This window comes from Pseudomonas sp. RT6P73 (assembly GCF_054897715.1).
The window spans coordinates 3181245-3204143 of sequence record NZ_JBUBUV010000002.1; the positions used below are offsets into that span (position 1 = coordinate 3181245).

Consider the following 22899-nt stretch of genomic DNA (forward strand, 5'->3'; position numbering starts at 1 on the left):
TTCACCCGTTCTAAAGCCTGAATCCTGCAACAGGTGCGTCCATGTAGATCAGTTTTTTTATACGCAGAGCATCTCGCTCGAATGCCCAGCTAGTGGCAATGAAAAGACGGGTGAAATCCTGCGTGGTATCTGCGAAAACGGGATTCGAATTAGCGTCCATCTGATGTACTCCAGAGCTTCAGCAACAGTAAGGCACCGCATGCCTGAACGGCATGCGGTGATCATCATCAGGCCTCAGGTTTACCCTGCACACCGGCCCCCAGGTCTGCGCCCGTTATCGGATTACTTTCAGGGTCAGACATCGTGCGAGCCTTCATATCCAGCAATAGCGCCTCATCTTCGGCGCTTAATTCGACACTCGCTGTGCCATCACCACCGTCAACGGCTGGCGCCGGATCTTCGACGTAGTCCCAATCATCCCCCTGGTTCCAAGGCCCACGAGTGCTTTCCTCACCCTGGGACATGTTGAAATAAACGTTGGTGAACTCGGGCATGCCAGGAAGCTTGCCCTGAGGGAAGTTCGGTTGGATCGAATGCAAGGCTTTTTCAAAGGACAGTTGATGGGCGATCTCTCTTGTCATGAGAAAGCCCAAAGCTTCTTTCACACCAGGATCATCAGTGATGTTCATGAGCCGCTCGTAAACGATTTTCGCGCGTGCTTCTGCGGCAATGTTGGAACGCATATCTGCCGTAGGTTCGCCGATGGTATCGACGTAGGCAGCTGACCACGGTACGCCCGCCGAGTTAGTGAGAGGCGCGCCGGCTCCGTACAAAAGACTGGTGATGTGTGAGTCGTTACCGGCACCATTGATCGAACGATATAGCTCGCCCTCATCTTCGACGCCTTCTGCCATGCGCCCTTTAGCGCCCTTGTTAAGCATCACAATGATTGACCCGACGATCTCAAGGTGACTGAGCTCTTCGGTGGCGATGTCCATCAACAGATCCTTTCTTCCCGGATCATCTTCGGCCAACGCCTGGGTGAAGTATCGTGACGCAGCCGCCAGCTCGCCTTGGGCTCCACCGAATTGCTCCAGTAGAAGGTTCGCCAACCCTGGGTTGGGTTGGGCAACGCGCACGGTGTATTGAAGTCGTTTGTTATGTAAGAACATGACGAATCTCCTCTGGCCTAAAAGGCGCCGATACCCATTCGGTCATTCACCCAATGCGGCGCCCATATTTATCTGAAGCTCATGCCCGTCCAATAATTTGAAAAAGATTAATCGCTCGCGACAGGCGGTGTTGAACCACCTGAAAGACAAACTTTTAAAGCCAGTCGTCGGTCATCTACAAAATTCATTCAAACTTTTATTCGCTCGTTGATCTCAACCGCAGTCACGTCCATTTCCAAGTAGGTAATGCCAGATCGCAGCGGCACCATCGGCTGATGGTAATCAGGTGGAAGACTGCGCCCCCGGGCAGCATCTTTGAGCCCCGAATCATTTGAGTCTCGAGCCAGCACGATAGAGATCGCGTTTTAAAGCGCTGAGAAGTGCGCACTTGACGCCTCACGCCGTTAAGTGGGAAAACGTGCATGGCCCAAATGGAACCGCTGGCTTACTTCAAGCATCAAGGACGACTCATGAAAACCCTATTGTGTTTGCTGATCGCCACCGGCGTCGGCACCACGCTGCAATACGCCGGCATCCCCCACGGCCTGTTGCTCGGTTCGATACTCGCGACCGCGTTGATCGCCAGCAACCTGCAATTCTCCCCCACCCTGCCCTTCGGCCTTGGCTACGTGCAAATCGTGCTGGGGATCGCGACCGGTCTGATGTTCACCTCGTGGGACAACCACACCGTGGCGGCCATGTTGCCCAGCCTCGGTTTCATGCTGCTGTGCCTGACGGTCCAGAGCACCGTTGCCGGTTGCTGGTTGTTCAGAGTCTCGGGCTGGAACCTCAAAGACTCCCTGTTATCGGTGTATCCCGGCGCACTCGCCGCCGTCTTCGACTTGATCGAGTCCGAACGCGCGTCCGGCAAAGTGATCGTTGTGCACCTGGTCCGACTGTTGTCGATCACCTTGCTGGTCAGTTTTTGCATTCCCGGACATATCGACGTGGCGCTTGCGCAGAGCAGCCCGCTGGACGTGAGCACCGCACTGACCCTGCTGTCGCTGATCGCCTTGTGCCTGATGCTCGGCCGCCTGCTGTTGAGCGTCGGCGTGCCGGCACCGTTCATGCTCACCGCAATCGTCATCACCGGGGCCTACATCAAGCTAGGCTACCTCGAGACGTTCCACCTGCCGCAGTGGAGTGTCGACTCCGCCTCCGTCCTCATCGGCGTGCTGATTGGCTCGAAATTCAAGGACATCACCTTTGTCGAGCTCGTCCGCCATGGCCGCGCCGGGCTGATCGCCGTCGGCCTGATGCTGGTGATCGCAGCTGCGTTTGCCGGCGTGGCCGGGCGGTTGCTGGGCAGCGATCCCTTGTCGTTGTGGCTGGCGTACATGCCGGGCGCCATCGAAACCATCGCCATCGTTGCGTTCAGTGGCGGGCTGAACGTGGTGTTTATCCTGACGCATCACTTGGTGCGGATGGTGGTGCTGCACTTCGCACCGGCGCTGATCGTGCAGGCGCGGCGCTGGCGGGAAGATGTTTGATCAACTGCCAAGTCCGCATTGAGTCTTTTTTCCGGAGCACTTGCCCCCCATCTTCAGCGTAAACAGAGCGTAGGAAAATGAAGCGTGATGCTTGGGAAATGTCCTACATCGGCAGCGGACATCTCTCGTTAGTGTTTCGGCTCCATCTCAATAGGACACCGTCTTATGTCTCTGTTTAAACGTTCGGCTACTGAGTTGTTAGGTACGTTCTGGCTGGTGTTTGGTGGTTGCGGCAGTGCAGTTTTGGCCGCGACGTTTCCAGGCGTGGGGATTGGTCTATTGGGCGTTTCCCTGGCGTTTGGTTTGACCGTGCTGACCATGGCCTTCGCCATCGGCCACATTTCCGGCTGTCATCTCAACCCCGCGGTCTCGGTCGGACTGGTGGTGGGCGGAAGGTTTCCGGCCAAAGAACTGCCCGCTTATATCTTCGCCCAAGTGCTGGGCGGGGTGATTGCAGCAGCCCTGCTGTACTTCATCGCCAGTGGCAAACCCGGCTTCGAACTGGCCGGTGGCCTCGCGTCCAATGGCTACGGCGAACACTCGCCAGGTGGCTACTCGATGGCGGCGGGGTTTGTCACAGAGTTGGTGATGAGCGCGATGTTCATCCTGATCATCCTCGGTGCCACCGACAAACGTGCCCCTGCCGGTCTGGCACCGATTGCTATCGGCCTGGGGCTGACCCTGATCCACCTGATCTCGATCCCCGTCACGAATACCTCGGTGAACCCGGCGCGCAGCACAGGTCCGGCACTGATTGTGGGTGGCTGGGCGATCGAGCAACTGTGGCTATTTTGGCTGGCGCCGATGTTGGGGGCGGTCATCGGTGGCGTGACCTATCGTTGGCTGGGTAAAGACAACCGTTAACCTGTTCGCACCGGGCGATGATCAGCCTTCGTTACGGCGAGGCTTGAAACCATCGCCATCGGTCATTTCTGCGCTGCACCGCAACGCCTCCCACTGTGGAGGCGTTGTGCTTTTTGCAGACGGGAGGAAGGGACTAAGCGGGAGAGATCGTGGCCAAGGCACCAATCAAAATGGTTAACACCAGAAATCCACCCAGGAAAACTGCCATCTTGCCCATAGGGCCTCCTACATTTATGAGTTTACGGTGCAGTGACTGCGCGACTGCGGACCGTGCTGTCATTGTGAGCCGCAGGCTGGGTGCATTACAGAGGCAGATGGCGAAGGAAAATACGGATCAGAAGGCTGGATGTGTAGCAGCTGCCGAGCAGCGCGTTGTGGCGAGGGGGCTTGCCCCCGTTGGGTTGCGTAGCAGCCCCAAAATCTCGGCACCTATTGAAGATTTTTGGGAGTGCTCCGCACTCCAACGGGGGCAAACCCCCTCGCCACATAGCCCGTTCGCCACAGGGGTGGGTGATTTACGCTTTTGCGTTCGACGTTATCCAATGCCTGGTTCACCGCCAATTCTCCCAGCATCACCACTTGCGTGATCCCCAGCAGGGTCTTGCGGTGTGAGTTGTCCAGCAACGCCGCGAAATTGCTGAGCATGGTGGTGGCCGAGCCCAGTGACTCGCTGGCGTTGGCCAGCAGGGATTCGGTGTCGTACTTGGGGTTGGCGAGGAACATGGGTTCGGGTTCGTGGGTGCTGGCCATGATGTGGGCGCCCGGGTTGAGGTAGTGGTCGAGGGCGCGTTCGGCGGCGTCGTGGAGTTTTTTGATTGCGCAAGCGCTGACCCCTTTGGGTGGGGGTTTCCTGCAAGAGTGCTATGGCGCAACGGTCACCATGGCAGTCCTCGGCGGCCTCGCGCTGTTGAACATCGCTCTTGTGCTGATCCTGCTGATTTGGGTGCGCAGGACGCAGGTCCTGCCCGAAACCAGTACCGCGACAACAACGTCTGATTGACGAGTGGAAATAGCGTGGACCTAGCGGTCATCCTCATGGATGGAGGCTGGATGCCGACACATCGCATCGACCTCAATCGCCATATAGGGGTGCAGCGGCAACTGCATCAGCAAGTCGTGCAATTCCTCTACGCTGTCCACATCAAAAACGCTGTAATTGGCGTAAAGCCCCGCGATGCGCCACAGGTGACGCCACTTGCCTTGCTCTTGAAGGCGCTGGGCCAAGGCTTTTTCATCGGCCTTGAGCCTGGCGGCGTGCTCGGGGTTTACGTCGGCGGGTAGATTCACGGTCATTTTTACGTGGAATAGCATGATGCTCTCCTCAAGTTTGATGAGCGATGGTCTGAGGCAGGTTATCCCTCTCTTTGCGGTGGGACGGTTACAGGTTTCGCTATCAGTTTAGCTACTCGCCAAATGACTGGCAGCGGTTACCCGATCCAGTGTTTTTGACGTTACAGAATAGAGCTCCCTGTCACGTCACTTTCCTGCGGACAAAACAAAACCCCAACTGCTTTCGCAATTGGGGTTTCGGAATTTAATCTTGACGATGACCTACTCTCACATGGGGAAACCCCACACTACCATCGGCGATGCATCGTTTCACTGCTGAGTTCGGGATGGGATCAGGTGGTTCCAATGCTCTATGGTCGTCAAGAAATTCGGTAGCCAGGTCGTGGGCCTTTGCAGGTTCACGCTCCAGCGAATGGGTAGGTGATAGCTTTCGGTGTTTTGTGCTGCTGTTGTGAGTACAGTCGAACTTTCGGTTCGTTTCGTCTTCACACACCGCAATCTGGTGCCCTTTCGAGCTCACAAATTGCTTGGGTGTTATATGGTCAAGCCTCACGGGCAATTAGTATTGGTTAGCTCAACGCCTCACAGCGCTTACACACCCAACCTATCAACGTCGTAGTCTTCGACGGCCCTTCAGGGGACTCAAGGTCCCAGTGAGATCTCATCTTGAGGCTAGTTTCCCGCTTAGATGCTTTCAGCGGTTATCTATTCCGAACATAGCTACCCGGCAATGCCACTGGCGTGACAACCGGAACACCAGAGGTTCGTCCACTCCGGTCCTCTCGTACTAGGAGCAGCCCCTCTCAAATCTCAAACGTCCACGGCAGATAGGGACCGAACTGTCTCACGACGTTCTAAACCCAGCTCGCGTACCACTTTAAATGGCGAACAGCCATACCCTTGGGACCGGCTTCAGCCCCAGGATGTGATGAGCCGACATCGAGGTGCCAAACACCGCCGTCGATATGAACTCTTGGGCGGTATCAGCCTGTTATCCCCGGAGTACCTTTTATCCGTTGAGCGATGGCCCTTCCATACAGAACCACCGGATCACTAAGACCTACTTTCGTACCTGCTCGACGTGTCTGTCTCGCAGTCAAGCGCGCTTTTGCCTTTATACTCTACGACCGATTTCCGACCGGTCTGAGCGCACCTTCGTACTCCTCCGTTACTCTTTAGGAGGAGACCGCCCCAGTCAAACTACCCACCATACACTGTCCTCGATCCGGATAACGGACCTGAGTTAGAACCTCAAAGTTGCCAGGGTGGTATTTCAAGGTTGGCTCCACGCGAACTGGCGTCCACGCTTCAAAGCCTCCCACCTATCCTACACAAGCAAATTCAAAGTCCAGTGCAAAGCTATAGTAAAGGTTCACGGGGTCTTTCCGTCTAGCCGCGGATACACTGCATCTTCACAGCGATTTCAATTTCACTGAGTCTCGGGTGGAGACAGCGCCGCCATCGTTACGCCATTCGTGCAGGTCGGAACTTACCCGACAAGGAATTTCGCTACCTTAGGACCGTTATAGTTACGGCCGCCGTTTACCGGGGCTTCGATCAAGAGCTTCGCGTTAGCTAACCCCATCAATTAACCTTCCGGCACCGGGCAGGCGTCACACCCTATACGTCCACTTTCGTGTTTGCAGAGTGCTGTGTTTTTAATAAACAGTCGCAGCGGCCTGGTATCTTCGACCGGCATGGGCTTACGCAGTAAATGCTTCACCCTCACCGGCGCACCTTCTCCCGAAGTTACGGTGCCATTTTGCCTAGTTCCTTCACCCGAGTTCTCTCAAGCGCCTTGGTATTCTCTACCCAACCACCTGTGTCGGTTTGGGGTACGGTTCCTGGTTACCTGAAGCTTAGAAGCTTTTCTTGGAAGCATGGCATCAACCACTTCGTGTTCTAAAAGAACACTCGTCATCAGCTCTCGGCCTTAGAATCCCGGATTTACCTAAGATTCCAGCCTACCACCTTAAACTTGGACAACCAACGCCAAGCTGGCCTAGCCTTCTCCGTCCCTCCATCGCAATAACCAGAAGTACAGGAATATTAACCTGTTTTCCATCGACTACGCTTTTCAGCCTCGCCTTAGGGACCGACTAACCCTGCGTCGATTAACGTTGCGCAGGAAACCTTGGTCTTTCGGCGTGGGTGTTTTTCACACCCATTGTCGTTACTCATGTCAGCATTCGCACTTCTGATACCTCCAGCAAGCTTCTCAACTCACCTTCACAGGCTTACAGAACGCTCCTCTACCGCATCACCTAAGTGATACCCGTAGCTTCGGTGTATGGTTTGAGCCCCGTTACATCTTCCGCGCAGGCCGACTCGACTAGTGAGCTATTACGCTTTCTTTAAAGGGTGGCTGCTTCTAAGCCAACCTCCTAGCTGTCTAAGCCTTCCCACATCGTTTCCCACTTAACCATAACTTTGGGACCTTAGCTGACGGTCTGGGTTGTTTCCCTTTTCACGACGGACGTTAGCACCCGCCGTGTGTCTCCCATGCTCGGCACTTGTAGGTATTCGGAGTTTGCATCGGTTTGGTAAGTCGGGATGACCCCCTAGCCGAAACAGTGCTCTACCCCCTACAGTGATACATGAGGCGCTACCTAAATAGCTTTCGAGGAGAACCAGCTATCTCCGAGCTTGATTAGCCTTTCACTCCGATCCACAGGTCATCCGCTAACTTTTCAACGGTAGTCGGTTCGGTCCTCCAGTTAGTGTTACCCAACCTTCAACCTGCCCATGGATAGATCGCCCGGTTTCGGGTCTATTCCCAGCGACTAGACGCCCTATTAAGACTCGCTTTCGCTACGCCTCCCCTATTCGGTTAAGCTCGCCACTGAAAATAAGTCGCTGACCCATTATACAAAAGGTACGCAGTCACCCAACAAAGTGGGCTCCCACTGCTTGTACGCATACGGTTTCAGGATCTATTTCACTCCCCTCTCCGGGGTTCTTTTCGCCTTTCCCTCACGGTACTAGTTCACTATCGGTCAGTCAGTAGTATTTAGCCTTGGAGGATGGTCCCCCCATATTCAGACAAAGTTTCTCGTGCTCCGTCCTACTCGATTTCATGACTAAGAGATTTTCGCGTACAGGGCTATCACCCACTATGGCCGCACTTTCCAGAGCGTTCCGCTAATCTCAAAGCCACTTAAGGGCTAGTCCCCGTTCGCTCGCCACTACTAAGGGAATCTCGGTTGATTTCTTTTCCTCAGGGTACTTAGATGTTTCAGTTCCCCTGGTTCGCCTCTTAAGCCTATGTATTCAGCTTAAGATAACCATCTTATGATGGCTGGGTTCCCCCATTCAGACATCTCCGGATCAAAGTCTGTTTGCCGACTCCCCGAAGCTTTTCGCAGGCTACCACGTCTTTCATCGCCTCTGACTGCCAAGGCATCCACCGTATGCGCTTCTTCACTTGACCATATAACCCCAAGCAATCTGGTTATACTGTGAAGACGACATTCGCCGAAAATTCGATAATACTCAATTAAGAGCAACTCACAAATTTTACCTTAGCCTGATCCGTTACCAGTGAAAGTAACGTCCAGTCTATCTTTCTATCACATACCCAAATTTTTAAAGAACGATCTAGCCAAAGACTAGAAATCAACATTCACCATCATCACAATGGAATGCTCATTTCTAAGCTTTTACATAAAAGACAGTCACCCTCCACACAACTAGAGTAACTCTATCGTCTTCTTCAATGAATCAAGCAATTCGTGTGGGAACTTATGGAGCAGCTGATGTCGTCGATTAAGGAGGTGATCCAGCCGCAGGTTCCCCTACGGCTACCTTGTTACGACTTCACCCCAGTCATGAATCACACCGTGGTAACCGTCCTCCCGAAGGTTAGACTAGCTACTTCTGGTGCAACCCACTCCCATGGTGTGACGGGCGGTGTGTACAAGGCCCGGGAACGTATTCACCGCGACATTCTGATTCGCGATTACTAGCGATTCCGACTTCACGCAGTCGAGTTGCAGACTGCGATCCGGACTACGATCGGTTTTCTGGGATTAGCTCCACCTCGCGGCTTGGCAACCCTCTGTACCGACCATTGTAGCACGTGTGTAGCCCAGGCCGTAAGGGCCATGATGACTTGACGTCATCCCCACCTTCCTCCGGTTTGTCACCGGCAGTCTCCTTAGAGTGCCCACCATTACGTGCTGGTAACTAAGGACAAGGGTTGCGCTCGTTACGGGACTTAACCCAACATCTCACGACACGAGCTGACGACAGCCATGCAGCACCTGTCTCAATGTTCCCGAAGGCACCAATCCATCTCTGGAAAGTTCATTGGATGTCAAGGCCTGGTAAGGTTCTTCGCGTTGCTTCGAATTAAACCACATGCTCCACCGCTTGTGCGGGCCCCCGTCAATTCATTTGAGTTTTAACCTTGCGGCCGTACTCCCCAGGCGGTCAACTTAATGCGTTAGCTGCGCCACTAAGAGCTCAAGGCTCCCAACGGCTAGTTGACATCGTTTACGGCGTGGACTACCAGGGTATCTAATCCTGTTTGCTCCCCACGCTTTCGCACCTCAGTGTCAGTATCAGTCCAGGTGGTCGCCTTCGCCACTGGTGTTCCTTCCTATATCTACGCATTTCACCGCTACACAGGAAATTCCACCACCCTCTACCATACTCTAGCTTGTCAGTTTTGAATGCAGTTCCCAGGTTGAGCCCGGGGATTTCACATCCAACTTAACAAACCACCTACGCGCGCTTTACGCCCAGTAATTCCGATTAACGCTTGCACCCTCTGTATTACCGCGGCTGCTGGCACAGAGTTAGCCGGTGCTTATTCTGTCGGTAACGTCAAAACACTAACGTATTAGGTTAATGCCCTTCCTCCCAACTTAAAGTGCTTTACAATCCGAAGACCTTCTTCACACACGCGGCATGGCTGGATCAGGCTTTCGCCCATTGTCCAATATTCCCCACTGCTGCCTCCCGTAGGAGTCTGGACCGTGTCTCAGTTCCAGTGTGACTGATCATCCTCTCAGACCAGTTACGGATCGTCGCCTTGGTGAGCCATTACCTCACCAACTAGCTAATCCGACCTAGGCTCATCTGATAGCGCAAGGCCCGAAGGTCCCCTGCTTTCTCCCGTAGGACGTATGCGGTATTAGCGTCCGTTTCCGAGCGTTATCCCCCACTACCAGGCAGATTCCTAGGCATTACTCACCCGTCCGCCGCTCGCCACCAGGTACAAGTACCCGTGCTGCCGCTCGACTTGCATGTGTTAGGCCTGCCGCCAGCGTTCAATCTGAGCCATGATCAAACTCTTCAGTTCAAACATCTTTGGGTTTTTAAGAAACCCTAAACTTGGCTCAGCAATCGTTGGTTACATCTTTGATTTCTCGCGGAGTAACTTGTGATGCTGATAATCTTGTTGACTATCAGTCTGACTCCACAAGCACCCACACGAATTGCTTGATTCAGTTGTTAAAGAGCGGTTGGTTAAGATCTTTCGTCTCAACCGAGGAGCGCACTCTACAGCACGCTTCCTCAAACTGCAACCCTTAAAAGCTCATGAATTTATTAACAAAATCAATTACTTAGGCTGAAGCCAGCATCAAGCTGCTCGTCAGCGGGAGGCGAATAATACAGGATCAAAATACCTGGTCAACCCCTACCTAGAAATTCTTTTCCTTACCAAGAACCCAGGTTGCCACTATGGAAACTTCAAAGGTCCTTACAACGTATAAAGGCAGCAGAGAACCCAGACCACATCGTCACTGAAGCCCCCCCTCTTTCATGGACGCTTTCTGCCCGTCGCCACCGTCAGCTCTGGGTCGACTGTAGCCAATCTGCTGCATCGACCAGTTGAATCCACAGTAGAAAGCAGACAGAGCACCGAGACGAATCTGCCCCTTGAAAACGACTCCCCACAAAAAAGCCCACTGACCGTCCCCGGTCCAGTGGGCTTTTCTGATTAACGCTTCTACTTACAAAGCCATATCACTAGCAGCATTAGCCTTCGGAGCCTTTGCTTTATCAGCGTCAGCCGGAGCAGCAGCAGGAGCTACCACCTGACCAATCACCGGCGGCGGAGTCAGTTGCAGCACCTTCGCGGTGTAAGCCCACTCCTGCGCGACCTTCTCAGGGCTGCCATTCAACTGAGTGCCATAGCTCGGCACGATCTGGTGCAGCTTCTCCTGCCAGGCTGGCGAAGCGACCTTGTCCTTGAACACTTTCTGCAGCACGGTCAGCATGATCGGTGCAGCAGTCGATGCGCCCGGCGAAGCGCCCAGCAGGCCAGCGATCGAGCCGTCAGCGGAAGAAACGATTTCAGTACCCAACTTCAGCACGCCACCCGCCGCTTCATCGCGCTTGATGATTTGCACGCGTTGGCCGGCTTGCCACAGGCGCCAGTCTTCGGCTTTGGCGTTCGGGAAGTATTCTTTCAGGGCGTTGAGGCGGTCTTCGTCAGACAGCATCAGTTGGCCGGCGAGGTACTCGACCAGCGGGTATTCCTTGATGCCGACTTTGGTCATTGGCCACACGTTGTGCGTGGTGGTGGTGGTCAGCAGGTCCAGGTACGAGCCTTCTTTGAGGAACTTGGTGCTGAAGGTCGCGAATGGGCCAAACAGAATGACGCGCTTGCCGTCCAGGACTCGGGTGTCCAGGTGTGGAACCGACATTGGCGGTGCGCCAACGGAGGCTTTGCCGTAGGCCTTGGCCAGGTGTTGCTCGGCGATGGTAGGGTTTTCGGTCACGAGGAACGAGCCGCCCACCGGGAAGCCTGCGTATTCCTGGGCTTCAGGAATGCCGGACTTCTGCAGCAGGTGCAGTGCACCGCCGCCCGCGCCGATGAACACGAACTTGGCGTCGGTTTCGGATTTGCTGCCGTCTTTCAGGTTTTTGTAGCTGACGCGCCAGGTGCCGTCTTCGTTCTTGGTGATGTCTTGCACTTCGCTAGACAGTTTCAAGTCGAACTTCGGTGTGGTTTGCAGGTGCGCAACGAACTGGCGGGTAATCTCGCCGAAGTTGACGTCGGTGCCGATCGGGCTCCAGGTGGCCGCGATTTTCTGGTTCGGGTCGCACCCTTCCATCATCAGCGGAACCCACTTCTTGATCACAGCCGGGTCTTCGGAGTACTGCATGCCGGCGAACAACGGGCTCGCTTGCAGGGCTTCGTAGCGCTTCTTCAGGAACTTGATGTTGTCATCGCCCCACACAAAGCTCATGTGCGGTGTGGAGTTGATGAACGAACGCGGGTTTTTCAGCACGCCTTGCTGAACCTGCCAGGCCCAGAACTGACGGGAGATCTGAAAGGCTTCGTTGATTTCAACGGCTTTCGGGATCTGTACGTTGCCCTTGTCGTCTTCCGGGGTGTAGTTCAACTCGGCCAGGGCGGAGTGACCGGTACCGGCGTTGTTCCAGCCGTTGGAGCTTTCCAGGGCGACGCCGTCGAGGCGCTCGATCATTTCCATCGAAGTGCCGGGTTCCAGCTCATTGAGCCAGACACCCAGGGTCGCACTCATGATGCCGCCGCCAATCAGCAGTACATCAACTTTCTTTGCCTCTTCCGCGTGAACGGACGTGATCCCCATCGACAAAGCCAGCCCCAGCAGGGCCGTGTTCATTTTCTTAAACATCTGTAGCACCTATGATAAAACGCCATCCGCCCTTCCATCCTCATTCACGGAGCCACTGGTTCACGACATTCAGGCAGGACGTCGTGGGTGCTCGTATACAAGAATCGAAGGGTGGGCACACAAGGCCGACTGTCTGCATCGACCTCAGTTATATGTCCCTACTGAACTGACTTTTTATCATTATTGGCTTCAGCTACTTGAGCGACATTGATCCTGCTGGCACGTCTCAGGGACGGGCAAACTGAATAGGTCAAACCAAGTTGGGGCGCAGAATATCACGGCTCGATGACCGCGCGCTTCCGAAAGGACTTATGAGTCTAGTCCAGACGGGGCTCGTTCGCCGCGCTCGGGCCCAACCGATTCAGCACAAACACCTTGGCGTTGTGGGTCATTTGGTCCAAATGCCGGTCGCGCTGTTTTTCAGCATCGACCATTGCGCGCTTTCCGTGTTTTTGCAGCAAGTAGGTATGTATCTGCCGGACCTCTAAAGAACTGTAGATAAATGTGACATCCAGCAGTCCCATCAAGCCTTCACTGCCGTGGTCGCGGGTGTTCATCAGCACCTGCGTGCCGCGCACGCCGAGTACCTGAAAACCCATCGACTCGAACCACGGCACCTTGGCGACGGTGCAGGTCAGTTCGGCGTGCGGGTAGCGGCTGGTCATGTCTTGCAACATGGCCCGTGCGACGCCTCGACGACGATGACCCGCGTCGACGGCCATGTAGGCCACGCCACACGCTTCGGGATCATCCTTGACCGGCAGGTACAGCAGAAAGCCGATGACCTTCTCAGGATCTTCATCGTCGGTGGCGACGAGCAACTCGACCGCAATGCCCTTGGTCCCGCCGAGGGCTTCCAGGTACAGGTGCACTTCGTAGCCGACCGCGTACTGATAGACGTTGTACAGCGGGTTGCTCGGCGCGATGCCGACCATGCTGATGTCGGTCAGGTTGTCGACGACCATCTGCAGGATCTGGCTGTTGATGTGCTCCGGGCACGGGGCTACGAAGTGGGTGAGTTGCGGCATTGAAATTCTGACTCCGGGATAGCTTTACTGGGTTTCGGCGGGACTATTGTCACAGATTGACCGCCACGCCGCTTCTGCCAGCAATTTCCTGTAGTCCTTCGGACTGCCAGCCACCCTCCCCGACAACCATGCCCGGCAGTAACTGTCGGCCTGGCCGATGATCAGCGACGGCAGCAGTTCGGCAGGAAACGCTCCCAGCTCATTCCTTCGGCCGGGTTCTGCCAGCCATTGTCCGAGCTTCTGATTACGGGTTTTGTTACGGGCGGCCAGTTCATCCTTGAGCGGCCCTTTGGTGACGGCGAATCGCGCGTGGTACTGAAACCGCGCCCACTCGGGTTGGCTGTCCACCCAATCGACGTAGCTGTGGACCAGCGCGTGCACGCCCTCTTCGGTCGTCTGTGCCTCGGCGAGATAGCTGTCGCGAAGCAGTGCCTGATCGTCCAGCGCGGTGAAAAACAGCGCGGCCACCAGGCCTTCCTTGTTGCCGAAATGATGGTAGATCGCGCCCACGCTGGTATCGCATTCGGCGCGGATCATTTCGATGGTCGTGGCTTCGAGCCCTTGTTCGTTGAACAGGGCCAGAGCTCTTCTGAAGATGTCGCGCTTGAGTTCGGCTCTTCTGCCGGGGTAACTGCGCTCGAGTAAATCTGACGTTTCCATGCTGGACACAGACCAAGAAAATCAATGACAAGGCAGTCGGCTGCCGATGAGAAAGCTGCGCTAGGTTGACAGATTTCACCGCAACAGAATACTGTTCCGTAACAGAACATTATTCTGGTACGGAACATAATTCTGTAACCCCCCCCTCAGCGAGGCTTCAAAATGAGTCAGTTTCTCAGCATGTTTAATAGCGCCGGCCCGGAAGCGTTCAGCAAAATGGCCTGTCAGGTGGCGCCCTACTTCAGCACCATCAACCCGCTGATCTCGGCGTTGCGTCCGGGCCATGCCACGGTGCAGGTGCCGTTCAGCAAGGAGATCACCAACCACTTGGGCTCGGTTCACGCGATTGCGATGTGCAACGCCGCCGAACTGGCTGCCGGGACGATGACCGACGTGTCCATTCCCGCGGGTGCGCGCTGGATTCCAAAAGGGATGACGGTCGAGTACCTGGCCAAGGCCAAGACAGATGTGACGGCAGTGGCCGATGGTGAGGCGGTGGATTGGCTGACGGAGGGCGACAAGATAGTGCCGGTGGATATTCATGATGCCGAAGGCAAGAAAGTGTTCACTGCGCGGATCACCATGAACGTGAAGCTCGCTTAAACACCGCACCCTGTAGCAGCTGGCGCAGCCTGCGTTCGGCTGCGCAGCAGTCGTAAAATCAGAACACGCGGTATATCAGACAGACCGCGCGAGTAGGGTTTACGACTGCTGCGCAGCCGAACGCAGGCTGCGCCAGCTGCTACAAAATCGCGTTATCCGTAACTGGCCTCGATCCAGTTGACCCATGTCATAACTGACGTATCCGGCTTGATGCCCCCCGTTACTCCGAAACCGCTACCTGATTACGCCCACGCGCCTTGGCTCGATACAGCGCTTTATCCGCGTTATTCAGCAAACTCTGCAGATCGTTGTCGCCGATCTCCAACGCCGCAACACCCAGACTCGCCGATATGCGGTGAACCGGCCCGGTCATCAATCCACCAATAGACTGGATAAGTTGGTCGGCGATGTTAAGGGCGATTTCAATCGACGTATTCGGAAGCAGGATCGCGAACTCTTCGCCACCGAGCCTGCCGAAGACATCGGTATCGCGGAAGGACCGATTAATGATCACGCCCATTTGCCGCAAAACCTGATCGCCGACCTGATGACCGTAGGTGTCATTGATGTGCTTGAAGTGATCCATGTCCAGCATCACCGCGCACAGGGGTAACCGGTTGTTTTTGCAGTCATGGAACAATTGCTGGGCGTGCTCGAAAAAAGCGCGGCGGTTTTTCAGGCCGGTGAGTTCGTCGGTTTGTGCGGCATACGTGGCGATCCGATGGGCGCGTTCCATTTCACGGGTTAACTGGAACGCGGTTTCCAAGGCTTCGGACAGTTTGCGTGTCGCGCTGGCCACGAACGAGGCGAACACAAGTACGGCCAGCGCCATGCCGACTTGCATCGCTGTCGGTTGAAACAGCAGCCAGAGGGTACACGGCAACAAGACCAGGCCAATCGACGCCAACGTCATGTATCGATAGGACGAGTAACACGACACAGCGCTGACCGACATGCCGACGGCGAAGAGCATGACCAACGCCTGTGACAACAGGTCGTTTGCGGGCATGACCGCTAGAGCGCCCGCCCCCCAAACACTGGCGGAGAACACCAGCGTGAACCAGTATCTCTTCTCCCAGCGTTGCGGGGTGCGTTCATTTTCCGGGCAGCGAAACCAGGCAACGAACATCAGGATGCGCAGCAACGACGAGGCGGTCAGCAGGCCAATCCACCAAAAAATGACGGCGTGATCAAAACGCTCCCAGCATAGGCCGCATAGCATGAGCGCGGCCAGGAAACTGCCGAAAATAGCAGGGAATGACTGGTGGAATAGCTGATGCAATCGATCACTGCGCACCTGCGCGGCGATGAAAGTATTCTGGTCGTGCCGAAATCCTGGGCCACCCATTTGATCCGCCTGATCATGATGCTGCGACAAAAAAAGCGATTGTGGCACCTTGCCACTCAGGCAAACAGACAATTAAAACTCATGGGTACGCGCTAATTCACACTTATGCGTCCATGCTTCTACTTGAAAGCCCCAGTGACAATCGTCAGAAAAGTAATAGCACACAAGTGCGCTCCCCATGCCTTGTAGTGATCAAGCCAAATGACATTGCGCCGTCAACCTGCAACCCGCCCTGCTACGCTTTTTAGGCCTCGAACGGAATCCGGCGATCATCACCCAATACCGTCCCCCTGACTGTTGAGGTTGTGCAATGTGAGAGCCCAATTATTTAGCGCCATCATCACCCTGGCCGTGATCAGTGTGACGACGTATGGGTTTATTGAATGGAAAGCGGTTGAGAGCGCACGGCAGGATGCAGTGTGCAAGACAGCACATCAGCATATGGAAACCCTGCAAATTCGCGCACGAGCGATGGCTGCCGGGCTGTCCGTCGATGCTTACGCCGATGCCGAGAAAGCGGAAGTCGACAAATTGGTCTCCGCCCTGGATACCGCGAAGAATGATGCCGAGGTTGAAGCCGTCATTGACGCCCACGCTGCCGAGTTGCAGGCGCAGGACGCCGCGTCCGACGCAGAGTTGAAAAACCAGGGGAGTCAGATATTCCTCGAACAGAGACACAAGGAACAACGCATCACCACTGACATCAAGCAGGAAATTGAACGTGCCGAGAAGGCCGTGGCTGATGCCTGTCGCTAGTGCTGCGGCGCAACCATCCGGAACCGGATATTGATGACGTCGGAAACCACGCTATCGGCCCACTCCCCCTCACCGACCTTGAAGTCGCTACGCTTGAGCGTTAACTGGCCATCGAAGATCCCGATGGCGTTCTCTTCTTTCAGGAGCACCGGAACGGCCACCTCACGGGTGACGCCTCTGAGCGTGAGTTTGCCGGTGATTGTGTAGCGGTGGTCACCCAGCGCTTTCACGCCGGTCGATTCAAACGTCGCCTCGGGGTACTTCTGCGCGTAGAACCAGGCAGGCTTTTGCAGCTCAGTGTTCGCGTCTTGACTGCCGGCATCGATGCTGTCGAGCTGAATGGTGAGCGCAGCATGGCCCGCTGTGGGGTTGGCCGTGTCGAAATCAAGCGTGGCCTTGAACTTGCCAAACGTGCCGTACACCCGCGAGCTGAACTGTTTGTAGATGAAGGAGATTGTGCTCGCGGTTTCATTCACTTGCGTGTATTCGGCCGCTTTGGCGCAGGGGAGAAAGCCAAAGGCAAGCGCAACGGCCAGTACGGAATACGACGGGGATCGAGCATTCATGGGGCGCTCCGGTCGTGGCACTCGCAGTGCCAGCGATAGGTGGACTAAAGCAAAGAACCGTCGTTTATTCCACTTGGCATCGAGACTTCCGACCATTTGTCGGCCAACGCGATCCAGCGCCCGATACCGCCACCCGCACAGGTGTTTAATGACGGAAGCACTCACCGCATCGGGAGACAGGACATGAAAATCGTCGTCATCGGTGGCACTGGGCTGATCGGCAGCAAACTCTGCCAGAACCTGCAGGACCTGGGGCATGAAGCCCTGGCGGCGTCACCGAGCACCGGCGTCAACGTCATCAGCGGTGAAGGGCTGACGGAGGCGTTAAAAGGTGCGGACGTGGTGGTCGACGTGGCGAACTCGCCCTCTTTCGAGGACCACGCGGCGTTGCACTTCTTCGAAACCGCCGGGCACAACCTGATCGCGGCGGAGAAGATCGACGGCGTCAAACACCATATTGCCCTGTCGGTCGTCGGCACTGAGCGGATGCTCGACAGTGGTTACTTCCGGGCGAAAATGGCCCAGGAAAAACTCATCAAGAAGTCGGGCATTCCCTACACGATTCTGCGGGCCACGCAGTTCTTTGAGTTTATCCATGCCATTGCTCACTCCGGGCGCGAGGAAGGCGAGACCATTCACTTGACGTCCGCCGCATTGCAACCGGTGGCCTCGGCCGATGTGGCGGCGGCATTGACGGACATCGCGCTGAAAGCGCCGATCAATCAGACCGTCGAGGTGGCCGGCCCTGAAAACCGCCCCCTCATCGAGTTCGCGAGCGATTACCTGAAGCACACCAAGGATCCGCGCCAGACCGTCGCGGACGACACGGTTCCTTACTTCGGTGCGCCGATCGATGACCAGTCGCTGACACCGGGCGCCAATCCCATTGTCGGTGCGACGCGGTTTCAGGACTGGCTTGAGACCCACTAGACGACAAAGCCCAGTCCAATTGTGATTTCGGATGGGCAGGCAAGCAGCGACGCACTGAAGACAATCGGAATTACCCCGCCCGCTTACCGTTGAGCGGAGCTGGACTCTCTCAGCCAGGCCCGCTGCAACAGCCTGATCACCTCCGCATCCGAGGTCTGGGAAAAATCCATGTACCAACGGCCGATCGACATCAGCCACTCCGGCATCAACGGGCAAATCAGCTCATCCACTTCACTGCGCAGCGCCTCCGCCGTCTCGATTGGCGCCACCGGCACAGCGACGACAATGCGAGCCGGCGCATGCACCCGCACCGCGTGGACCGCGGCCATCATCGAGGCGCCTGTCGCCAGGCCGTCGTCGATCAGAATCACCACCTGATCCTTGAGCTGCACCGACGCCCGCGCTCCCCGGTAAGCCTGCTCACGCCGCAACAGCTCCCGGGTTTCCCGGGCAACCACGGCTTCGAACGTGGCCTGATCAATCGGGTGAACCCGCAGTGCGTGTTCGTTGAGGATTTGGATGCCGCCGCTGGCAATCGCGCCCATCGCGAACTCTTCATGGGACGGAACCCCGAGCTTGCGGACCAGCATCAGGTCGAGGCGAACTTTTAGGGCAGTGGCCACTTCATAGGCCACCGGTACACCGCCACGGGGCAAGGCGAGGACGACGATGTCGGGGCGATGAGCGTATTTGAGTAACGGTTCCACCAGACGCCGACCGGCCGCGGCCCGATCTTGCAGAATGGTGGGCGATGAGAGACTCATTGGAAAACCTCCTCAGGCGATCACGCCTGTCGGTTCGCGTCAGATGGTCACTCAGGATTGTCGGTCTGACAGAGGCTTGCATCAAGTTTGGCCATGATATACCCGCCCGCAGGTCGCATCGTCGGCGTCAGCGCGAACTCATACTGGGCTTTTCACAGAAGTGTTTAATGCCTGGAAGCACTCGGCCCTCTGACTTAAAACAAAGCGACCTCCCTGATGCAGGCTTTTATGATCACCTGCACAAAGAAGGTCGCGCCTGTCAGGCTCAGTACAAGCCCGCAAGTTTTACCCAGTGAACCGGACTACCGTGCGCTCGCTACTGTCCGCGGAGAAATAACGATGGAGTCCTGTATTTTCAGACGCTGAGTCAATGCCAGCATCGTAAGGAAACCCAGTGCAATCAGGAGCGGATACGCCATCAACAGTTCGGAGAGAGAGTATTTCCAGGCCAACGGGCGCCCGACCCCCAGCATGGCCGCATACATCCAGGACACGGCCGACAGCGAGCCGCAGAACAGCGCCATCATCCGTGCGCTGAACCCGAGATTGAGCAAGGAGCCCGCCTTTTGCAGTGCGGGCAATACCAGGCGATGCAACAAGATCCCGTTGTAACTCAGCAACACGACAATAATCACTTTGGCGTGAAGCTTTGGATTCATAAAGTAATTCATACCTTTTTCCAGGTAATCAATACCGATGATTGCCGCACCCGTCACCCACAACGCTATCAATGCAGCGATGACAGACTTCTGAAGACTTTCCAGATGAGCATTATCATGCTCAGTAAATGTTTTTCGTTTTAACAGGTCTCTAACCATCGCCATGTCACTGGTCAATACCAAGCCGATGGCTACACAACACGCTACCAAATGAACGTAAATAACGCCCAATCGCAAAAATTCCATGCATTCTTTATTTTCGAGCAGGCTCATAATTGTATTTATCGCCACGGTACTTTCTCCACCTTATTCGATAGTACAGATCGGTATTAAACAGGGTATTAAACTTTTCAAAACCCTGCGCGATCTTACTTTTATAAGATATGCCAACTCATAGACTTGGCACTGCGTAGCCCATTGATTCGCCTGGCGAACCATTGACCGGCTATTTATTGCCTCCTGAATTTCAGGTAAAAAAATCCCCATTGGCATTCAATGCCCATGAGGTTTATTTTCCACTTCTTTTCTGCGGCTGCAGGAGCAGGTCTTGGGTGACGTGCTGCAGGATCAGAGGCCTGCGAGCCCGGAATGTTCATTTTTTGAGCAGACCACCGACAAACGGTGGTTATTGTGAACGTCCCATACGCCGGTACTAACGTATCAACTTCTCTGTCAGCCCCATGACAACTGGGCTGGTGAATTACAGGGGTTTCCAATATTGTTTATTGGATCCATTAGTTGTTAGGTTACTTACGAAAAGTGCAATAACGAGCTGCTCGCATTTAGGACCTGCCCCCACTGAAACAGTCATACTTTTACCATTCCACTCGCCAAGGAAGATGAAGACCTAATTACTGGCGGAACTTGCGTCGCAGGTCCGGGCATCGATCAGGGACAGATCGCTGTGGTCGCTACCCTACACCAACCGCTCAATCTTCTGATGTTGCCAGACCAGTTTGTAATACGCCGTTTGCAACATCAGCATCCCCAGATACGCCACCGGAAACGCCATCCACACACCCTGCAACCCGAACCGCGCATCCAGCACATACGCCACCGGCAACTGCACCCCGACCACGCAAAAAATCGAAATCGCCATCGGCACCAGCACGGAACCACTGGCGCGCATGATGCCGCCGACAATCGCCTGGAAGCCAAACACCAACAGACTCCAGAGCATGATGTGCAACAGATGCTCCGCCATCGCCCGGGTGGAATCATCCGTGAGGAACAACCCCAGCAACCAGTGCGACAACAGATAACCCAACACCACTAAACCACCGGTCAGGCACACATTGATCAACAGCCCCGTGCGCAGGATCGGCGCCATGCGCTCAAGGCGCCCTGCCCCGATCGCCTGAGCACCCAAAATCGATGCGGTGATCGCAATCGACAGCGCCGGGAACTGCACGTAATTGACGATCTGCGTCACCGCCCCATACGCCGCCGTCGCCTGCGAACCGTGCTGATTCACCAGCACCAGAATCACCAGTTCCGACACCGACAACACCACCATCTGCAACCCGGTTGGCAACCCGATGCGCAACACCTTGCCGAGAATCACCAGGTCCAAACGCATCGCCGCAAACATCTCCCGATCCGGCGCCAACGGATGCCCCTTGCTAATCAACCGCCACGCCAGCCACCCCATCGCCGACAAGTTACCCGCCAACCCGGCATACGCCGCACTCTGAATCCCCATCATCGGCAACCCGAACCAACCCCTGATCAACGCCGGCGTCAGCGCCAACCCGATACACGTCGACACCAGCAACGCGATCAGCGGCGACACCGTATCGCTCACCCCGCGCAGCAGTTGGGTGAAAAGCACATAGACCAGCAGCGAAGGCATGATCCACATCATGACGTGGGCGTAGGACACCGCGTCGTCGAGGACGTCGGCCGGCGTGCCAAGGCCTTGCAGCGCGGGTCTTGCGAAAACGCTGCCTAGCACCGCGGCTGTCAGGCCGATCATTGCACCCAAGAGCAAAGTTGTGCCGGCGATGGTTTTCACCAGATGCGGTTCACGTGCGCCCCAGGCTTGGCCGATGAGCACGCCCGCGCCTGCGCCGAGGCCGATGACCAGGGCGATAAAGAAGAAGACTATGGGAAACATGCCGGAGACGGCGGCCAGGGCTTGGGTGCCGAGCATTTGGCCGATGTAGATGCTGTTGATGGTGCCCGACATGGATTGGAGGAAATTGGAGAGAACCATGGGGGCGAGGAAAAGGAGGTAGGTTTTCCAGAGGGGGTGATTGGTTGTGGGGATTTGCATTGAGGGTCCGTCTCGGGTGGGGCTGGCGGTTTGCAATTCTACGCTAGGGAGCTGACGCCAACGCGCTCCGATTTCCAAGATTTAGAGAGTATGGACGATGTTAGCTTTCGGCCAAAAGCTGCCTATCACCAGGGGCAGCCATCAGCCATTTGCAGACATGCCATTGCTTTCCATCACCCTGAGCTGGCCGCTAAAATACTGACTCATGGAGCTTAGAGACGAGCAATGAAACTGAACCACAGGCCAGTGAAGGCTAGCGACGTGAAATTGATCTGCGGCTTTCCTCAGAACGCTCAAGAGTTGTTTTTCATGTTTCCAAAGGCGCACTTTCCGCTTACGGAAAGGCAGTTGAATACCGCGATCTCTCAACGCTTCGACTCTACCGTCGTGGAGATCAACGGGACTGTCGTCGGGTTTGCCAATTTCTATCGAGCTGAACGCAATGGCGTTTGCTGTATCGGCAATGTCATCGTCTCGCCAAGCGCTCGGGGCGAGGGTGTGGCCACGTTTTTCGTAGAGACGATGACCGGCTTGGCATTCGATCGTTACGGAGCCAACGAGGTGCAGATTTCCTGTTTTAACGAAAACACGGCAGGGCTGCTGCTCTACCCCAAGCTTGGGTTTGTACCTTATGCCATCGAGGAGCGACCTTCTTTGGGAAACGGCCGATCGGCCCTCATACACATGACGCGCAGCAGAAACTCGACAGATTGAATACAGCGTCGATTGCTACCTTGGATGACAGGCAGCAATCGACCATTTCCTGCCGATCATGAATGACCGCTTTGGGTAGTTAGTTGTCCTCCGTCACGGACGGCAATAAGCCAGAAGCATTTGCTCGAAACTGCCTGCTGAAACGTACAGGACACCCGTTCAGTTCATCGCCCGCGAATTGCTTGTCATGAAATGAAAATTCGCTGTCGTGCGATGCAAGATGGCCG

Annotated in this window: 17 protein-coding genes, 3 rRNA genes and 1 pseudogene; 7 read left to right on the forward strand and 14 right to left on the reverse strand. The window is 55.5% G+C overall.

Translation table 11 applies throughout. From position 1 onward, the window contains the following. Positions 1–227 precede the first annotated feature (227 nt). Positions 228–1112 carry a manganese catalase family protein gene (locus ACYZT6_RS15050; protein ID WP_462027588.1) on the reverse strand — a complete coding sequence of 295 codons (885 nt, stop codon included), beginning with the start codon at positions 1110–1112 and terminating at the stop codon, positions 228–230. A 470-nt stretch (positions 1113–1582) separates the two neighbouring features. Between ACYZT6_RS15050 and ACYZT6_RS15055 the strand changes: the two genes are divergently transcribed. Next, positions 1583–2602: an AbrB family transcriptional regulator gene (locus tag ACYZT6_RS15055; RefSeq protein WP_462027589.1), complete on the forward strand. Its 1020-nt coding sequence runs from the start codon at positions 1583–1585 to the stop codon at positions 2600–2602. A gap of 165 nt (positions 2603–2767) precedes the next feature. Continuing rightward, complete coding sequence (gene aqpZ / locus ACYZT6_RS15060; protein ID WP_462027590.1) at positions 2768–3466, forward strand: aquaporin Z; 699 nt, start codon at positions 2768–2770, stop codon at positions 3464–3466. Positions 3467–3988: 522 nt separating this feature from the next. Here aqpZ and ACYZT6_RS15065 read toward each other — a convergent pair. Then, positions 3989–4279 (reverse strand): annotated as a pseudogene (locus ACYZT6_RS15065) (DUF6124 family protein); the annotation flags it as partial. Here ACYZT6_RS15065 and ACYZT6_RS15070 point away from each other — a divergent pair. Further along, positions 4278–4466 carry a hypothetical protein gene (locus ACYZT6_RS15070; RefSeq protein WP_462027591.1) on the forward strand — a complete coding sequence of 63 codons (189 nt, stop codon included), beginning with the start codon at positions 4278–4280 and terminating at the stop codon, positions 4464–4466. The pseudogene ACYZT6_RS15065 and the gene ACYZT6_RS15070 sit on opposite strands and share 2 nt — an antisense overlap. Positions 4467–4486: 20 nt before the next feature. On the opposite strand, the gene catC is transcribed toward ACYZT6_RS15070, so the two are convergent. The 7 genes from catC to ACYZT6_RS15105 form a co-directional block, all read right to left on the reverse strand. Continuing rightward, a complete protein-coding gene (gene catC / locus ACYZT6_RS15075; RefSeq protein WP_462027592.1) occupies positions 4487–4777 on the reverse strand; it encodes a muconolactone Delta-isomerase in 291 nt (96 codons plus the stop codon). 227 nt (positions 4778–5004) lie between these two features. Continuing rightward, positions 5005–5120: ribosomal RNA gene (gene rrf, locus ACYZT6_RS15080) — 5S ribosomal RNA — on the reverse strand. Between the two features lie 174 nt (positions 5121–5294). Next, positions 5295–8186: ribosomal RNA gene (locus tag ACYZT6_RS15085) — 23S ribosomal RNA — on the reverse strand. Between the two features lie 336 nt (positions 8187–8522). Further along, positions 8523–10061, reverse strand: a 16S ribosomal RNA gene (locus ACYZT6_RS15090). The 16S, 23S and 5S rRNA genes sit together here, the layout of an rRNA operon. A 655-nt stretch (positions 10062–10716) precedes the next feature. Next, on the reverse strand, positions 10717–12369 hold the full coding sequence (mqo, locus tag ACYZT6_RS15095; RefSeq protein WP_462027593.1) for a malate dehydrogenase (quinone): 1653 nt from the start codon (positions 12367–12369) through the stop codon (positions 10717–10719). A gap of 317 nt (positions 12370–12686) precedes the next feature. Further along, a complete protein-coding gene (locus tag ACYZT6_RS15100; protein WP_462027594.1) occupies positions 12687–13397 on the reverse strand; it encodes a GNAT family N-acetyltransferase in 711 nt (236 codons plus the stop codon). Positions 13398–13421: 24 nt separating this feature from the next. Then, positions 13422–14057, reverse strand: a complete 636-nt coding sequence (locus ACYZT6_RS15105) for a TetR/AcrR family transcriptional regulator (protein WP_462027595.1) — start codon at positions 14055–14057, stop codon at positions 13422–13424. Positions 14058–14219: 162 nt separating this feature from the next. Between ACYZT6_RS15105 and ACYZT6_RS15110 the strand changes: the two genes are divergently transcribed. Then, positions 14220–14660: a hotdog fold domain-containing protein gene (locus ACYZT6_RS15110; RefSeq protein WP_461954560.1), complete on the forward strand. Its 441-nt coding sequence runs from the start codon at positions 14220–14222 to the stop codon at positions 14658–14660. 220 nt (positions 14661–14880) lie between these two features. Here the strand turns inward: ACYZT6_RS15110 and ACYZT6_RS15115 are convergent, their stop codons facing one another. Continuing rightward, positions 14881–16008 (reverse strand): GGDEF domain-containing protein, encoded by a 1128-nt coding sequence (locus tag ACYZT6_RS15115; RefSeq protein WP_462029955.1) that lies wholly within the window; start codon positions 16006–16008, stop codon positions 14881–14883. Between the two features lie 312 nt (positions 16009–16320). On the opposite strand from ACYZT6_RS15115, the gene ACYZT6_RS15120 reads away from it, so the two are divergent. Next, entirely contained in the window at positions 16321–16764 is a 444-nt protein-coding gene (locus ACYZT6_RS15120) for a hypothetical protein (RefSeq protein ID WP_462027596.1), read from the forward strand. Here the strand turns inward: ACYZT6_RS15120 and ACYZT6_RS15125 are convergent. Further along, a complete protein-coding gene (locus tag ACYZT6_RS15125) occupies positions 16761–17330 on the reverse strand; it encodes a YceI family protein (protein WP_462027597.1) in 570 nt (189 codons plus the stop codon). The genes ACYZT6_RS15120 and ACYZT6_RS15125 overlap by 4 nt on opposite strands. 183 nt (positions 17331–17513) lie before the next feature. Here ACYZT6_RS15125 and ACYZT6_RS15130 point away from each other — a divergent pair, with 183 nt between their 5' ends. Beyond that, positions 17514–18260, forward strand: coding sequence for an SDR family oxidoreductase (locus ACYZT6_RS15130; protein ID WP_462027598.1), 747 nt, complete (start codon positions 17514–17516; stop codon positions 18258–18260). 83 nt (positions 18261–18343) lie between these two features. Here ACYZT6_RS15130 and ACYZT6_RS15135 read toward each other — a convergent pair whose 3' ends face one another. From ACYZT6_RS15135 to ACYZT6_RS15145, 3 genes are all read right to left on the reverse strand, one after another. Beyond that, positions 18344–19024 (reverse strand): phosphoribosyltransferase, encoded by a 681-nt coding sequence (locus ACYZT6_RS15135; protein WP_462027599.1) that lies wholly within the window; start codon positions 19022–19024, stop codon positions 18344–18346. Between the two features lie 302 nt (positions 19025–19326). After that, the gene (locus ACYZT6_RS15140; RefSeq protein ID WP_462027600.1) at positions 19327–19974 is read right to left on the reverse strand and encodes a hypothetical protein; all 648 of its coding nucleotides are present in this window, start codon (positions 19972–19974) and stop codon (positions 19327–19329) included. 625 nt (positions 19975–20599) lie between these two features. Beyond that, positions 20600–21958, reverse strand: coding sequence for an MATE family efflux transporter (locus ACYZT6_RS15145; protein WP_462027601.1), 1359 nt, complete (start codon positions 21956–21958; stop codon positions 20600–20602). A 225-nt stretch (positions 21959–22183) separates the two neighbouring features. Here ACYZT6_RS15145 and ACYZT6_RS15150 point away from each other — a divergent pair, with 225 nt between their 5' ends. After that, positions 22184–22672: a GNAT family N-acetyltransferase gene (locus ACYZT6_RS15150; RefSeq protein ID WP_462027602.1), complete on the forward strand. Its 489-nt coding sequence runs from the start codon at positions 22184–22186 to the stop codon at positions 22670–22672. The last annotated feature ends 227 nt before the right edge of the window (positions 22673–22899 follow it).